Origin of the sequence: Amycolatopsis sp. NPDC050768 (assembly GCF_040654155.1) — a bacterium.
In the GTDB taxonomy this organism is placed as follows: Bacteria; Actinomycetota; Actinomycetes; order Mycobacteriales; family Pseudonocardiaceae; genus Amycolatopsis.
In genome coordinates this window covers 149,204-164,589 of the sequence record NZ_JBFAHL010000010.1, presented here as the reverse complement: position 1 = coordinate 164,589, position 15,386 = coordinate 149,204, and the positions used below count along the sequence as shown (strand labels likewise).

At 70.3% G+C, this 15,386-nt stretch carries 13 protein-coding genes; 7 read left to right on the top strand and 6 right to left on the bottom strand.

The features are described from left to right. The first annotated feature begins 140 nt into the window (after positions 1–140). A complete protein-coding gene (locus AB0H62_RS28375) occupies positions 141–851 on the top strand; it encodes a histidine phosphatase family protein (protein ID WP_220240656.1) in 711 nt (236 codons plus the stop codon). 105 nt (positions 852–956) lie between these two features. Then, complete coding sequence (locus AB0H62_RS28370) at positions 957–3,008, top strand: M3 family metallopeptidase (RefSeq protein WP_360589506.1); 2,052 nt, start codon at positions 957–959, stop codon at positions 3,006–3,008. 100 nt (positions 3,009–3,108) lie between these two features. On the opposite strand, the gene AB0H62_RS28365 is transcribed toward AB0H62_RS28370, so the two are convergent. Beyond that, complete coding sequence (locus tag AB0H62_RS28365; protein ID WP_360589254.1) at positions 3,109–3,633, bottom strand: helix-turn-helix domain-containing protein; 525 nt, start codon at positions 3,631–3,633, stop codon at positions 3,109–3,111. An 81-nt stretch (positions 3,634–3,714) separates the two neighbouring features. On the opposite strand from AB0H62_RS28365, the gene AB0H62_RS28360 reads away from it, so the two are divergent. The 3 genes from AB0H62_RS28360 (at position 3,715) to AB0H62_RS28350 (ending at position 6,970) form a co-directional block, all read left to right on the top strand. Beyond that, positions 3,715–4,596 carry an alpha/beta hydrolase gene (locus AB0H62_RS28360; RefSeq protein WP_360589252.1) on the top strand — a complete coding sequence of 294 codons (882 nt, stop codon included), beginning with the start codon at positions 3,715–3,717 and terminating at the stop codon, positions 4,594–4,596. 176 nt (positions 4,597–4,772) lie between these two features. Next, positions 4,773–5,822 (top strand): zinc-binding dehydrogenase, encoded by a 1,050-nt coding sequence (locus AB0H62_RS28355; RefSeq protein ID WP_360589250.1) that lies wholly within the window; start codon positions 4,773–4,775, stop codon positions 5,820–5,822. A gap of 152 nt (positions 5,823–5,974) precedes the next feature. Next, the gene (locus AB0H62_RS28350) at positions 5,975–6,970 is read left to right on the top strand and encodes a sigma-70 family RNA polymerase sigma factor (protein ID WP_360589248.1); all 996 of its coding nucleotides are present in this window, start codon (positions 5,975–5,977) and stop codon (positions 6,968–6,970) included. 126 nt (positions 6,971–7,096) lie between these two features. Here AB0H62_RS28350 and AB0H62_RS28345 read toward each other — a convergent pair whose 3' ends face one another. The 3 genes from AB0H62_RS28345 to AB0H62_RS28335 form a co-directional block, all read right to left on the bottom strand. Then, complete coding sequence (locus tag AB0H62_RS28345; protein ID WP_360589246.1) at positions 7,097–7,690, bottom strand: AAA family ATPase; 594 nt, start codon at positions 7,688–7,690, stop codon at positions 7,097–7,099. A 1-nt stretch (position 7,691) separates the two neighbouring features. Then, on the bottom strand, positions 7,692–8,681 hold the full coding sequence (locus AB0H62_RS28340; protein WP_220240662.1) for a malate dehydrogenase: 990 nt from the start codon (positions 8,679–8,681) through the stop codon (positions 7,692–7,694). A gap of 81 nt (positions 8,682–8,762) precedes the next feature. Continuing rightward, positions 8,763–9,203, bottom strand: coding sequence for a MarR family winged helix-turn-helix transcriptional regulator (locus AB0H62_RS28335; protein WP_360589244.1), 441 nt, complete (start codon positions 9,201–9,203; stop codon positions 8,763–8,765). Between the two features lie 106 nt (positions 9,204–9,309). On the opposite strand from AB0H62_RS28335, the gene AB0H62_RS28330 reads away from it, so the two are divergent. Next, positions 9,310–9,708 carry a nuclear transport factor 2 family protein gene (locus AB0H62_RS28330; protein ID WP_360589242.1) on the top strand — a complete coding sequence of 133 codons (399 nt, stop codon included), beginning with the start codon at positions 9,310–9,312 and terminating at the stop codon, positions 9,706–9,708. Beyond that, positions 9,708–10,079, top strand: a complete 372-nt coding sequence (locus tag AB0H62_RS28325; protein WP_360589240.1) for a VOC family protein — start codon at positions 9,708–9,710, stop codon at positions 10,077–10,079. Before AB0H62_RS28330 ends, AB0H62_RS28325 begins: the two co-directional genes overlap by 1 nt. On the opposite strand, the gene AB0H62_RS28320 is transcribed toward AB0H62_RS28325, so the two are convergent. After that, positions 10,063–12,168: an FUSC family protein gene (locus tag AB0H62_RS28320; RefSeq protein ID WP_220240666.1), complete on the bottom strand. Its 2,106-nt coding sequence runs from the start codon at positions 12,166–12,168 to the stop codon at positions 10,063–10,065. The genes AB0H62_RS28325 and AB0H62_RS28320 overlap by 17 nt on opposite strands. Further along, positions 12,165–15,317, bottom strand: coding sequence for a GH92 family glycosyl hydrolase (locus AB0H62_RS28315; RefSeq protein ID WP_220240667.1), 3,153 nt, complete (start codon positions 15,315–15,317; stop codon positions 12,165–12,167). The genes AB0H62_RS28320 and AB0H62_RS28315 overlap by 4 nt, the downstream gene beginning before the upstream one ends. Between the last annotated feature and the right edge of the window lie 69 nt (positions 15,318–15,386).

Below are 15,386 nucleotides of genomic sequence, written 5' to 3'. Positions count from 1 at the left end.
GGCCCTACCCCCCCCCGGGTCCCGTTGGGGGCGTAGCGATCGGCCCCGGCCGATCCGACCGCCCCATCCGGAAGCCGGCTCAAAGGCGATCTCGCACGCCTCGGCGGAGCCGAGGCAAAAGATACAGTTAGGGTTACGTTGTGAGTACGGTCATCTTGCTGCGGCACGGGAAGTCCACCGCGAACGGGTCCGGCGTCCTGGCGGGGCGCACGCCGAAGGTCGGTCTCGACGACACCGGCCGCGCGCAGGCCGACAGGCTGGTCGAGCGGCTGGCCGGCGTGCCCGTCGCCGAGCTGGTGGTGTCGCCGATGCTGCGCTGCAAGCAGACGGTGACGCCGTTGGCGACCGCGCTGGGTCTGGACAAGACCGTGGAGCCGCGCCTGTCCGAAGTGGACTACGGCGAGTGGACCGGTCGTGAGCTGAAGACGCTGGTCAAGGAGCAGCTGTGGCGGGTGGTCCAGTCCCACCCGTCGGCGGCGGTGTTCCCCGGCGGTGAGGGGCTGGCCGCGATGCAGGCCCGCGCGGTGGCCGCGATCCGCGCGCACGACGCACGCATCACCGCCGAGCACGGCGACCACGCCGTGTGGATCGCCTGCAGCCACGGCGACGTGATCAAGGCGGTGCTGGCCGATGCCCTGGGCCAGCACCTCGACGCGTTCCAGCGCATTGTGGTCGACCCCGCGTCGGTGTCGGTGGTCCGCTACACCGAGACGCGGCCGTTCGTGCTGCGCGTGAACGAGAACGGCGGCGACCTGAAGGGCATCGTGCCCCCGCCGCCGAAGAAGAAGACCGGCCGCGGCAGGAAGGCGGGCGACAGCGACGCGGTGGTCGGGGGCAGCACCGGGCGCTGAGCCGCGGACACGCCCTCGGCGGAAAGCGGCTCGACCAGGGCCGCGAAACCCGTAGGGTGGCGGGATCAGCGCGGGACGCACGTGAAGAACCAGGAGCACAACCCGATGATTTCGCCGGACAACCCGTTCGCCACCCCGAGTGAGCTGCCCTACGCCCTGCCGCCGTTCGACCGCATCACGGTCGAGCACTTCAGGCCCGCGTTCGACGAGGGCCTGACCGCCCACGCCGCGGAGATCCACGACATCGCCGCGAACCGGGCGGAGCCCACGTTCGAGAACACGATCGCCGCGCTGGAGCGGGCGGGGGAGCTGCTGGAGCGGGCGTCCGGCACGTTCTTCAACGTCTCCAGCTCCGACTCGACCGACGAGATCCAGGAGATCCAGGCCGAGCTGGCGCCGAAACTGGCCGCGCACTCCGACGCGATCCACCTGGACGCGCAGCTGTTCGCGCGGATCAACGCGCTGTACGAGCGGCGCGAGAGCCTCGGCCTCGACCCCGAGTCGCTGCGTCTGCTGGAGCGCCGGCACACCGACTTCAGCCGCGCCGGCGCCGGGCTGCCCGAGGCCGAGCAGGACAAGCTGCGCAAGCTCAACGAGCAGCTCTCGACCCTGCAGACGAAGTTCCAGAAGAACCTGCTGCGCGACACCAACGAGCTCGCCGTGGTCCTCGACGACGTCGCCGACCTGGCCGGGCTCGACGAGGGGGCGATCGCCACCGCCGCCGAAGCGGCTGCCGCTCGCGGCGAAGAGGCCAAGTACGTCCTGAACCTCACGCTGCCGACCGCGCAGGCGGCCCTGGAGTCGCTGGAGAACCGCGCGGTGCGCGAGCGCGTCTTCACCGCCTCGGTCTCGCGAGGCAACCGCGGCAACGAGTACGACAACAACTCCGTCGCCGCCGAGATCGTCCGTCTGCGGGCCGAACGCGCGGCGCTGCTGGGCTACCCGGACCACGCGTCGTACGTGATCTCCGACGAGACGGCCAAGACCGCCGACGCGGCCTCGGGCCTGCTGGAGCGGCTGGCGCCGGTCGCCGTGGCCAACGCCCGCGTCGAGGCCGCCGAGCTGCAGCAGCACCTCGAGGCGGACGTCCCGGGCGCGACGCTGAAGCCGTGGGACTGGGCGTTCTACGCCGAGAAGGTGCGCCGCGAGCGCTACGAGGTGGACACCGCGGCGCTGCGCCCGTACTTCGAGCTGAACCGCGTGCTGACCGACGGAGTGTTCTTCGCCGCGAACCGCCTGTACGGCCTGACCTTCACCGAGCGCGACGACCTGCCGAAATACCACCCGGAGGTGCGGACCTTCGAGGTCTTCGACGCCGACGGCAGCGGCATGGGCCTGTTCCTCGTGGACTACTACACGCGTGACTCCAAGCGCGGCGGCGCGTGGATGAACAACTTCGTGAGCCAGTCGGACCTGCTGGGGCGCAAGTCCGTGGTGGTCAACGTGCTCAACGTCGCGAAGCCGCCGGCGGGGGAACCGACCCTGCTGACGCTCGACGAGGTCACCACCGTGTTCCACGAGTTCGGCCACGCGCTGCACGGGCTGCTCTCGGGCGTCGAGTACCCGACGTTCTCCGGCCCGAGCGTGCCGCGGGACTTCGTGGAGTACCCGTCGCAGGTCAACGAGATGTGGATGCTGTGGCCCGAGGTGCTGGCGAACTACGCCAAGCACCACGTGACGGGGGAGCCGCTGCCGGCCGAGCAGGTCGCCAAGCTCGAAGCCTCGCAGCAGTACGGCGAGGGCTTCAAGACGACCGAGTACCTCGCCGCGTCGCTGCTCGACCTCGCCTGGCACCGCCTCGGCGTGGACGACCGCGTCGACGACGTGCAGCGCTTCGAGTCCGACGCGCTGGAGAAGGCCGGCGTCGCGCTGGAAAGCGTGCCGCCGCGCTACCGCACCACGTACTTCAACCACGTCTTCGGCGGCGGTTACAGCGCGGGCTACTACTCCTACATCTGGAGCGAGGTCCTCGACGCCGACACCGTGCAGTGGTTCCGCGAGAACGGCGGCCTCAAGCGCGAGAACGGCGACCACTTCCGCTCGACGCTGCTCGGCCGCGGCGGGAGTGTGGACCCGATGGAGGCGTTCGCGAACTTCCGCGGTCGTCAGCCGGAGATCCAGCCGCTGCTGGAGCGCCGGGGTCTCGCGGGGGCCTGATCGTCTTTTCGGGTGGGGCCGGCCGTTCTCGGTCGGCCCCACTTTTGTCTCTCATGGACTGTATAACGATCTATACGGCCAGGGTTGAGTTTGGCTGTGGTCACTCCAGAGGGAACAAGATCGGGCTGATGAGGTGCTGGCGCCGGCCGGGGGCGGGCTCGTTGCGCAGCCGGGGGAGGAGTACTTCGCGGAGCTCGGTGATGAGCTCGGCGAGCTCCTCGTGGCTCAGCCAGACCGAGTGCTGGCGGTAGCCCACCAGGTCCTCGACCGGATCCGCACCGGCCCGGCCCAGGTACGCGGTGAACTCGGCGATCAACGTCGTCATCGCGGTCGCGAACACATTGCGGTGATCGTCGTGCGTCGCCGAGGCCGCCGCGTCCGCGTCGATCACCGCGCGGTCACGCCGCAGCCGGTAGCTGCGCTCGACGGCGCCGCGGACGCGTTGTTCCTCGGCCACTTCGAGGATTCCGGCTTCGGCGAGCAGGCCGACGTGGCGGTACAGGGTCGCCTTCGACACGTCGTGGATGCGCTCGGCCAGCTGGGTGGTGGTCAGGGGCCGCCCGCCGGAGAGGGCGTGCACCACGCGCAGCCGCACCGGGTGCACCAGGAGTTCCAGATCGTCCACGCCGTTATGTTCGCACATCTGCTACCGTTCTCAATATTGAGAACGTTGGGCCACTGGGGGCCCGGGATGGGAGATTCGGCGATGAAGGTCGACGTGGCACCACTGGGCGAGCACTACGAAGTGGCCGGGCGGCGGCTGCTGCTGCATCGCTGCGGCTCCGGCGGGCCGCCGGTGGTGTTCCTGCCTGGCGCGGGCTTGATGGCGTATGACTTCCTGAACGTGCAGCAGCGCGTCGCGGAGTTCACCACGAGCGTGGTGTACGACCGCGCCGGCACGGGATGGAGCGACGCCGTCGAGCTGCCCCGCACGCCGGACGAGGTGACGGAGGAACTGCGGGCCCTGCTGGCGGCGGCGGACGTGCCCGGGCCGTACGTGCTGGCCGGACATTCGCTCGGGGCGCTGTACGCCCGCCGCTATGCGCAGCGCTTCCCAGGGGAGGTCGCCGGCCTGGTGTTCCTCGATCCGGGCCACGAGGACATCCTGGAGTTCCTGCCGAAGGAGGCCGCCGAGCTGAACGAGAGCCTCAAGCCCGACCTGGCCGCCCTGCCCGAGCCGACTCCCGCGCAACTGGACGCGTCGCGCGACGCATTGCTGAAGCTGTACGCGAACTGGCCCGACGGTGTCCGGGACGCGTTGATGGACAAGCACCTCACGGAGTGGCGCACGGCGGTCCTGGAGACGCGGAACTTCGAAACCGAGGTGTACGACCAGGTCCGCGCCGGGGGAGTGCTGCCGGACGTACCGCTCGTGGTGCTGAGCGCGCTCGGGGCCAACCCGTACTGGGCGCAGTTCGCCTCCCCGGAGCTGATGGATTCGATGCTCGCGGGGATCAAGGCCCTGCACGCGTCGATCGCCGCGTCCGTGCCGCGAGGTGAGCACCGCATACTCGACGGTGCGGCACACCAGACGATGCACCTGGAGCACGAAGACGCTGTCGTGGAGGCGATCCGCTCAGTCCTCTGAGGACGATCCGCGCGAGATGGCACCCCTTGAAGTGTATAACGACCTATACCGCTGGGCGTTGTGCACAAACCAGGTGATCCCTCGAAGCTCTCACGTACCCCCAAACCTCTGCAAAGACCGGCACCCAGACGGCGGCCGATTCCTTTCGGCTCCGCGCGAGGTCTACCTCTTCGACGGTGCGGCTCGCCCCGAGCCGGCCGTGGTTCGGCAACCCGAGAAGAGGGCTGATCGCCGTGAGCATTCCCGCGACCATGCGCGCGCTGGAGCAGACTTCGCTCGAGGGGCCGCAAGACCTGCGGTTGATAACCGACGTGCCGGTGCCGGCTCCCGGCCGGGGTGAAGTGCTGATCAGGGTCCGGGCCGCCGGGGTCAACTTCGCCGACCTCTCGCAGGCCCACGGGGTGTTCCGGGGCGGCCCGCAGCCGCCTTACCTGGCGGGTTTCGAGGCCGCGGGCGACGTTGTCGCGCTGGGTGCGGAGGTAACCGGCCTGGGGCCGGGGAGCCCGGTCATCGGCGTCGGGCCCGGTGCGTTCGCCGAGTACGCGGTCCTGCCCGCGGCCGCGGCGATGCCGGTGCCTGCCGGCTGGACGGCCGAGCAGGCGCTGGGCCTGGTCGTGAACCGGCCGACCGCGCTCGCGGCGCTCAAGCCGCTGGGCCGGCTGACCTCGGGGGAGACGGTGGTGGTCCACGCCGCGGCGGGCGCGACCGGCCAGGCCGCGGTGAGGATGGCCAAGCACTACGGCGCGACGGTCATCGCCACCGCTTCCCGGGGCAAGCACGAGACCGTGCGGGCGCTCGGCGCCGATCACGTCCTGGACTCCGCCACCCCCGATCTCGCCGCCGAAGTCCTGCGGCTGACCGGTGGTGCCGGTGCCGATCTGGTGCTGGAGTCCGCCGGAGGTGCCGGCTTCGCGGCCGGCCTGGCCTCCGCCAAGCCGGTCACCGGCCGGGTCGTCGTCTACGGCTTGGCGGGCGGCGAAGCCGCGTTCACCAACTGGGACCTGGTGTACCGCCACCAGGTCCACGTCGTCGGCCTCAACCTCGGGATGCTGATCCGGGCGGCTCCCCGGATCTTCGGTGAGGTCATGGGTGAGCTGTCGGCCCTCGTCGCCGCCGGTGTCCTCCCACCCGAACGCCCGGTCGTCTACGACTTGGCCGACGGCCCGCAAGCCCTCGCCGCGCTGGAGTCGAGGGTGACCGTCGGCAAGCTCGCCCTGCGGCCCTGACGTCGCGCTGACCTGGGGTTCGATACCTTCGTGCCACTTTCGGGGTCTTATGGGGTGACGGTCCCGATCCGCGGGAGCGGTCCGGACGAGGAGCAGGGCATGGTCACCAGGCAATCCACGGTCACCCCCATGCCGCGACCTGGGCTCGCCGCATGACGGCCCAGGTGCGGGAGCCGGCGGATCGGGACCGGTTCACCGCCGAAACCGAGCCGTTCCGGCGGGAGCTGCTGGCGCACTGCTACCGCATGGTCGGTTCTGCGCATGACGCCGAGGACCTGGTGCAGGAAACCTACCTGCGGGCCTGGCGATCCTACGCCGGGTTCGAAGGCCGTGCGTCGATCCGGTCCTGGCTCTACAAGATCGCCACCAACGTCTGCCTGACCGCGGTGGAGCCGCGCAAGATCCGGATGCTGCCCTCGGGCCTGGGCGGTCCCCAGGAGGGATCCGAGACCTCGGCCAACCCCGTCGCGCCGGATGAGGTCTCGTGGCTGGAACCGTGGCCGGACCGGTGGACCACCGCCGCCGACGACGACCCGGCCACGTCGGTCGTCGCGCGCGAATCACTGCGCCTGGCGCTCATCGCGAGCCTGCAGCACCTGCCCGCCCGCCAGCGCGCGATCCTCATCCTGCGTGAGGTGCTCGCGTTCTCCGCGGCCGAAACCGCGCAGCTGCTCGGTACCACCACAGCGGCGGTGAAGAGCGGGCTGCAGCGGGCCCGGGCGCGGCTGGGTGAGCTGGAACCGCGGCCGGAGCAGTTGCTGGAACCGGCTGACCAGCGGGCACGGGCACTGCTCGACGGTTACATCGCGGCCTTCGAACGCTCGGATGCCGGTCTCCTGGAACAGGTGCTGCGCGCGGACGCGACGCTCGAGGCGACACCGTTCCGCGAGTGGCAGGCCGGGCTGGTGAACTGCATCCGCATGCTCACCGCGGACGTGCTGGGGGCACCGGGGGACTGGCGGATGCTCGCCACCACCGCCAATGGCCAGCCCGCTGCCGTCGAGTACCGCCGAGACGAAGCCGGTGTGTTCCGGGGGAGAGGCATCGTGGTGCTGGACCCGACCGCCGCCGGCGTCTCCCGTGTCGTCGCGTTCCACGACGCGGTCCTGGTCACCCTGTTCGGCTTCCCCGAATCGCTCACAGACTGATCCTGACCGGTCGCGCCAAGTCCGGTGTAGACAGTCACTCTCAAAAATGTATAACGACCTATACAGCGGGTCAAATGTCAAAAACCAATTTGTCACCCAACAGCCCAGCTCACCACCAAAACCCAGCTAAAGACCAGCGAGAATCCCGACCACGGCGTCGTAGGTCTGTTCCACGTCAAGGCTTTCCGTATCGACCACAGTGCACTTCGGACGCTGCCGCAGGTACGCCGCGAGGTGGTCGTGGACGCGGTCGATCAGCTCCAGCCCGCCGGCAAGGGTGATGATCTCGTCGATGTCGCGGGCCGGTCCGCTGTCGCTGGAGCGGGACGAGTAGCGGTCGAACGCGTGGGGCTTCGCCGCGGTCAGCACGATCTCGACGTACGAAGCTCCTGCGGCACGCGCGGCTGCTTCGAACCCCGAGACCTCTTTCAGGTGCGTTGCCAGCTGGGGCATCACGACGGAGAACCCGGACCGCAGATGGGTTTCGGCCATGGCGACAGCCAGGCGGCGCGCGACGGGCAGGGTGGCGAAGAAGTCGTCGCGCCAGCCGCCGATGAGGGAGACAACGTGGTCGGTGTCGAGGTCGAGCACGCCGGGGTGGCGGTCGGCGTAGAGGCGCGCGACGGTGGACTTCCCGATGCCCGACGGTCCGTTGAGGTGGATGAGGCGAGGGCCGCCCCGGACGGATCCGGGGCGGCCCTCAAAAGAAGCAGTGCTCAACTCAGATGAGGCCGAGCTTCTGCACGGCGTCGCGCTCCTCGGCGAGCTCGCCGACGGTGGCGTCGATGCGGGTGCGGGAGAAGTCGTCGATCTCGAGGCCCTGCACGATCTCGTACTTGCCGTCCTTGGCGGTGACGGGGAAGGACGAGATGAGGCCCTCGGGGACACCGTAGGAGCCGTCGGAGATGACCGCGGCGGAGGTCCAGTCGCCTTCGTCGGTGCCGTTGACCCAGGTGTAGACGTGGTCGATGGCGGCCGACGCGGCGGAGGCGGCGGAGGAGAGGCCGCGGGCTTCGATGATGGCCGCGCCGCGCTTGGCGACGGTGGGGATGAAGGTCTCTTCGACCCAGGTCTGGTCGTTGACGGCCTCGGCGAGGTTCTTGCCGCCGACGGTGCCGTGGGTGATCATCGGGTACTGCGTGGCCGAGTGGTTGCCCCAGATGGCCAGGCGCTTGATGTCCGAGACCGGGACGTCGAGCTTCTTCGACAGCTGCGCGAGGGCGCGGTTGTGGTCGAGGCGGGTCATCGCGGTGAAGCGGTCGGCCGGTACGTCGGGCGCGTGGGACTTGGCGATGAGGGCGTTGGTGTTGGCCGGGTTGCCCACCACGAGGACGCGGATGTCGTCGGCCGCGCCGGCGTTGATGGCTTCGCCCTGGGGCTTGAAGATGCCGCCGTTGGCCTCGAGCAGGTCGCCGCGCTCCATGCCCTTGGTGCGGGGGCGGGCGCCGACGAGCAGGGCGATGTTGGTGCCGGAGAACGCCTGCTTGGGGTCGTCGAAGATGTCGATCCCCGACAGGAGCGGGAAGGCGCCGTCGTCGAGCTCCATCGCGGTGCCCTCAGCCGCCTTGACCGCCTGCGGGATCTCGAGGAGCCGCAGTTTCACCGGGGTGTCCGGGCCGAGGAGCTGACCGGACGCGATGCGGAAGAGCAGCGCGTAGCCGATCTGGCCGGCCGCACCGGTGACGGTGACGTTGACAGGGGCTTGGGTCATAGCGGGTTCTCCAGCTTGAGACGACTTTGGCTAGTACCGCGACTCTAGTACTCGCGGGTGCGATCGTTCGGGTGCGTCCAGTCACTCTCCGGCGGGTGTCGTGACGTTGGCCGCGAGCCGGCGCAGGAGCGTGGCGAGGGTCGCGATCTCGTGGTCGGTGAGGCCGGTGCGCATGCGGTTGTCGTGGGCGACGGCGGCTTCGGCGAGGCGGTGGAAGGTGGTTTCGCCGTGGTCGGTGAGCTCGACGTGGTGGACGCGGCGGTTTTCGGGGTCGCGGGTGCGGGTGAGCAGGCCGGCGGTTTCCATGCCGTTGAGGTGGTGGGTGAGGGTGGCGCCTTGGATGCCGACGGCGTCGGCGAGCTGGCGTTGGCTGGTGTGCTGGTGGGTTTTGAGGGCGATGAGGATCTGCCAGATGGGCTGGGAGCCGCCGACGGCGGCGAGGGCCTGGTCGAAGGCCTGCCCCGCGGCTTTGGCGGTGCGGGCGAGGACGACGCCGATAGGGGCGGTGGTTGGTCGTGGCACGGGTGCACCGTAGCGCAGATTGATCGAAGTCTAAGCGTTTTACACCTAACGATTAGAGTTCTAACGTTTGTCGCGTCAAGCTGCTCCACTGACCGCGGGAGGGATCATGGGCACCACCGAAGAGATCACCGACTTGGGGAAACGCTGGGTCGCGGCCGAGACGGCCGGGGACACCACGACGCTGGCCGGGATGACCACGGGTAACTTCACCTTAATCGGCCCGCTGGGCTTCGTGCTGAACCGCGACCAGTGGCTGCAGCGCTACGAAGGCGGCGGGCTCGTCACGCGCCGGCTGGACTGGCGCGAGGTCGAGGTGCGAGAGCACGGTGACTCGGCGATCGCGGTCGGCGTGCACGAGCAGGAGGCGACGCACCGGGGCAACGCGGTGGACGGACAGTTCCGGTCGACGCGCGTGCTGGTGCGCGAGGACGGCCGGTGGTTGCTGGCGGGGATGCACCTGAGCCCGATCGGTGCGCCGCTGGCGTTCGCGCGCGGGGGTGCGTGATGGCGGAGCTGAACCACACGATCGTCTGGGCGACGGATCGAGGCGCGTCGGCGGAGTTCCTCGCGGGTGTGTTGGGGTTGGCTGTGGGTGAGGAGACGGCGCCGTTCCTGCCGGTGGTGCTGGGCAATGGGGTGACGCTGGACTTCGCGCAGGCGGGCAAGTCGGACACAGTCGCCGGTCAGCACTACGCGTTTCTGGTGAGCGATGCGGAGTTCGACGCCGCGCTGGAGCGCCTCACGGCGTCGGGGACGGCGATCTACGCCGATCCGCTGCACCGCACGACGGGGATCAACGGGATGTTCGGCGGGCGCGGGTTCTACTTCGACGATCCGGACGGGCACAACATGGAGCTGCTCACGAGGGCCGGTTAGCGCCGGCCGGTGCGGGCTGGGTCGCGTCGACGTTGAACACGCGGCCCAGCGCGATCACGCCTTCGTCGAGGTGGCTGAAGCTGGAGACGACGGCGCGGGTTTCGGAGTCGTCGATGCGGTCGACGACGGGGGTGCCGTCGTCGCGGAGGAGCTTGTCCGTGGGCGTGGTGTTGGGGTGGCGGACGGCTTCGCCGACGAGGTCGATGTTGGCGAGTACACGGCCGGCGAAGAGGTCGAGGCGGTCGGCGACGGGTCCGTCGAGCTGGCCGGGCTGGGCGCGGGCGGCGACGTGGCGGGCGCGGAAGGCGATGCCTTCGAGGGTGGTGAGCACGTGCCAGCCGTAGTCGCGCCGCGCGCTGCGGAGGTTGATGGGGTGGGTGAGCGGTTCGATCGTCTTGCGGACCTGTTCGACGGAGCGGTCGAGGTCGCGGGACATCTCGATGATGTTCACGTTGTCGCGGCCGGAGAGCAGGGTTTCGGCTGATTCGACGAACTCGTGCAGCTCGTCGAGGACGGTCGCGATGTCGTCGAGCATCACCGAGCGGGTGCGGACGGGGACGATGACCATGGCGGCGAGCAGGCCGGAGGCGGCGCCGACGGCGGTTTCGGCGACGCGGATCCAGAGGACCTCGATGCTGAAGGTGCCGAGGAGGCTGTAGAGCAGGCCGAGCATGCTGGTGACGAAGAAGGCCATGAGGAACTGCGAGACGCGGGCCATGTAGACCATGCCGAAGACGCAGACCATGATCAGGGCGAGGATCGCGATGGTGTTGCCGCTGACGAGCAGGGCCAGTGCGACGCCGCCGACGATGCCGATGAGGGTGCCGCCGGTGCGGCGGACTCCTTTGACGAATCGGGCGCCGGCGCTGGAGGTGCCGACGAAGACCACGAAGACGGTCAGTACGGCCCAGTACCAGCGTTGGTGGGAGATGAGCTGTCCGGCGAGGACGGCGAGCCCGCCGCCGATGACGGCCTGGATGGCGCTGCGGGTCTGGTTGTCGTAGGCGAACGCTTTGGTGGGTTCGGGTTCGTCGTCGTCTTCGTCGAGGGAGTAGTCCACTGTGGCCTCGCGGCCGGCGACGCGCTGGGCGCGGTCGTCGGCGACGGCGAGCTCGGCGATGGCGCGGCGGACGCCGTCGCCGGGGCGGGCTTTCTCGTCGATGCGGCTGCCTTCCACGAGCATGCGGCTGTATTCACCGGTCTCGCTGATGAGGGGCAGTTCGCGGGGGTCGCGTTCCATGAGGGAGCGGAACTTCGCCAGCCGGGCGACGAGGTCGTCGGCGACGCCTTCGGGCATCGGGTGGGAGTAGGTGCGTTGCACGGTGATGGTGAGCCATTGGACGGCGAGCTCGACCTCGATGGCGCGGCGGCGTAGGAGGTCGGCGTTGCGGGCGTCGACGACGTCGGGGGCGTTGTCCTCGATGAGCAGGACGGATTCGTGCAGGCGGGCCAGGGCGGTGCGGATCTGGCGGTTGCTGCGGTCGCTGCCGGCGGAGGCGATGTAGGCCTCGGTGGCGCGCACGGTGGCGCCGACGCGGGCGCGGAAGGCGCGGCGGATGCGGATGAACTCGGTTTCGGCGTTGCGGCGCAGCAGGACGAAGCGCACGAGGGCGTTGGCGGCGATGCCGGTGGCCATGGCGATGAGCAGCTGCGGGGCTTGGGAAAGGTGGGCCTGCAGAAACATGGGGAAGAAGAACAGGAAGAACGCCATGGAGCCCAGTGCGGTGCCGCGGGGGCCGAAGCGCTGGATGTAGACCGCGACGAAGATCAGCAGGACGAAGACGATGCTGTCGAGCGGCGGGTAGGCGGCGCCGATGGTGGCCAGGGTGATGGAGCAGGCGCCGACGACGGCCGCGAGGCACAGCGTGACGGCTTGGCCGCCGGTGGTGGGGTCGTTGACGGTGAAGGCGCTCATCATCGCGGCGATGGCGGCGACCAGTGACGTGGTGAGCGGGAAGTGCAGGGGCTGCAGCACGAGGATGGCGATGATGATGCCCAGTACGGCGGAGCCGGCCAGCCGCAGGCGGACGAGGCCGGGATCGGCTCCCGCCAGCCGGTCGAGGGTGGCGTCGCGGAGGTCGGCGATCATCGGGCGAGCAGCTCCCACTGGGCGAGGGTGACGCGGCGGCGGTTCGCCGCCGTGACACGCAAACGGTAGTGCGCGCAGGCCGCGGGGCTGTCGAGGACGAACGGGCGAATCTGGCGGCGCCAGCGGAACAACTCGTCGCTGCGACGGTCGAGCACCGTCCATTGGCGGCCGTCGGCGGAGCCTTCCAGCACCCACGCGGTCGGGTCGCCGTCGCGGCTGCCCGAGGTGAGCGTGTACATCGTGACTTCGCGGGGGTTGCCGTGCACGGAGAACTCGACCACGGGGGTGCGGGTGGTGAAGGTGGCTTCGGTGCGGCTGGTGTCGTCGACGAGGAGCGCGGCGGGACCGTCGGGGCTGTAGGCGGTGCCGACGAGGTCGGTCAGCGGCGCGGGCTTCGCCGGCGTGGCGGGTTCGGTGCCCCAGGTGCCGGGTTCGCTGCGGACGTCGAACTCCAGCACGGCGCCGCGGGCGAGCACGGCGTGGGAGAGGGTCGCGGAGTGGTGGGGCCGGCCGTCGATGGTGAGGCCGTGGACGTAGGGCGTGTCGACCGTGTCCCCAGTGTCGGCGGCCGTCGCAGCGCCGGGGGCGCGGATCACGAGGTCGTGGCCGTTCTCCAGGTGCAGGGTCGCCTGGCGGAACAGCGGCGCGCACACCACGTACCGCGGGCTGCCGACCGTGAGCGGGTACAGGCCGAGCGCGGCGAAGACGTACCAGGCGGACATCTCGCCGTTGTCCTCGTCGCCCGGGTAGCCCTGGCCGAGTTCGCTGCCGAGGTAGAGGCGGCGCAGGACCTCGCGGACGGTGCGCTGCAGCTTCGCGGGCGCTCCGGCGTAGGCGTAGATCCACGGGATGTGGTGCGAAGGCTGGTTGGAGTGGCCGTACTGGCCCATGCGCACGTCGCGGGCTTCGGTCATCTCGTGGATGAGGCCGCCGTAGGCGCCGGGTTTGCGGCCGGTCTCGGGGGTGGTGAAGAACGTGTCGAGCTTGGCTTCGAGGCCGGCGGTGCCGCCGTGCAGGGCGGCGAGGCCGGGCCCGTCGTGGGGCACGGAGAACGCGGTGTTCCACGCGTTGGTCTCCACGAAGTCGCCGCCCCACGCCTCGGGGTCGTAGCCCCGCGCCGGGAAGTGCCGGCCGCCGTCGGGGGTGCGGCCCTGGAAGAAGCCGATGCGCGGGTCGAAGTGGTGCACGTAGTGCTGGGCGCGCTGGCGCAGGTAGGCGGCGTTGTCGGCGCGGCGGCGCGCGCGAGGGCCTTCGCTTTCGCGGGCGAGCGCGTCGGCGAGGTTGGCGAGGCCGAAGTCGTTGAGGCAGCCTTCCAGCGCCCACGAGAGGCCTTCGCGGGTCGAGGTGGGCGTGTAGCCGAGGAACGGTGAGGTGTCGAGGCCTTTGCGGCCCACGCCGGCGCGGGGCGGGGCGACGGTCGCGTTTTTCAGCGCGGCGTCGTAGGCGGACTCGACGTCGAAGTTGCGCACGCCTTTGAGGTAGGCGTCGGCGAAGGCGACGTCGGAGCTGGTGCCGGTCATGAGGTCGGCGTAGCCCGGGGAGGACCAGCGGGCGATCCAGCCGCCTTCGCGGTACTGCTGCACGAACCCGTCGATCATCCGGCCGCAGCGCTCGGGGGTGAGCAGCGCGTACGCGGGCCAGGTGGTGCGGTAGGTGTCCCAGAAGCCGTTGTTGACGTACAGCTCGCCGTCGACGATCTTCGCGCCGGTGCGTTTGCGGGTGCTGAAGGCGCGGCCGCGGGCGACGGGGCTGGCGTGGCGGATGCCGTCGGGCGTGTTCTCGTGCGCGAGGTTCGGGTAGAGGTAGAGCCGGTAGAGGTTCGAGTAGAACGTGGCCAGCTCGTCCTCGCTCGCGCCCTCGAGCTCGACGCGCCCCAGCACGTCCTGCCACTTCTCCCGCGCGCGGTCGCGGACCTCGTCGAATGTGGTGCCGGCCGGGATCTCCAGCTCCAGATTGCGCCGCGCCTGCGCGAGGCTGATCAGCGACGTCGCGATCCGCAGCGTCACCTCCGGCGCGGCGAACTCCAGGAGCCCGGCCACCCGGCGCCGGAACGGGCCGCGGCCCCCGCCGGACGCGGGCACGTCGGCCTGCGCGTAGACGAACATCCGCCGCGCTCCGGTGGACAAGCGGCTGCGCACCCACGTGTGCCCGGTGACCACCCCGGTCGACGGGTGCACGCGCAGGCCGCCGCGGTTGCGGGCGTTGTCGAAGACCACCCAGCCGGCGCCGTCGGGGAAGGTGAATCGGAACATCGCCGCGTGGTCGGTGGGCGCGACCTCCGCTGTGACGCCGTTGCCGAACCGCACGCCGTAGTGGTGCGGCCGATCGGTCTCGTCTTCGTGGGAGAACGCGAGCGCGCGGCGCCGGCGGTCGGTCTCGACGGGACCGGTGCCGGGCATCAGGTGGAAGGTGTGGCGGTCGCCCATCCACGGGCTCGGCTGGTGGCTCAGTGCGAACGCCTGCAGCGCCGGCTCGTTCGCCGCCGTGTTGTGCCGGTGGTAGGAGTAGAACCAGTCCAGCGACCGCGCGTCGGTGACCGGGGTCCAGAAGTTGAACCCGTGCGGCACGGCCGTGGCCGGGAACGTGTTGCCGCGCGAGAAGCCGAAGCCGGAGTGTGTGCCCCGTGTCGTGCGGACGTGGTCGACCGCGTCGCCGGTGCGCGGGTGGTGCTCGCCGATGCGCACGTCGTCGAGCCAGCCCTTGACGTCACGGCCGCCCGGCGCGTCGGTGAGCAGCACGATCCGGCGCACGCGGCGCCCGGCGAACGCGCCCAGCGGGCGGCGCACGAGGTTCCACTGGTCCACCAGCAGGGTCTTCGCGTGCCCCTGCTCGGTGGCCGAGAACCCGGCGGTGCTGCCGTCGTCGAACTCGACGTCCAGCGCGACGAACGTGCTGCGGTAGGAAGGGACCGCCGCGTCCGACGCCGGGAAGACCACGTAGGACAGTGCACTGTGGGCGGTGACCTCGACGTCGGTCTCGAACAGCACCGTCCGCGCCACGCCGCTGTAGCGCAGCGCGCGCATGCCGGTGAACCCCACACCTGGTTTCGCGGTGGGGGACCGGTCGGGTCCGCTGTCCACGCGGACACCGGAGGCGACCGGCTGCGGGTCACCCGCCTCGAACGATGAGAAGAACCCGGCGCTGGTCACGCGCTCACGGTAGTCGCTGCGCCACGGGTCGGCCTGCCGTGACCACGACCTCCCGGGCACCACTGATCC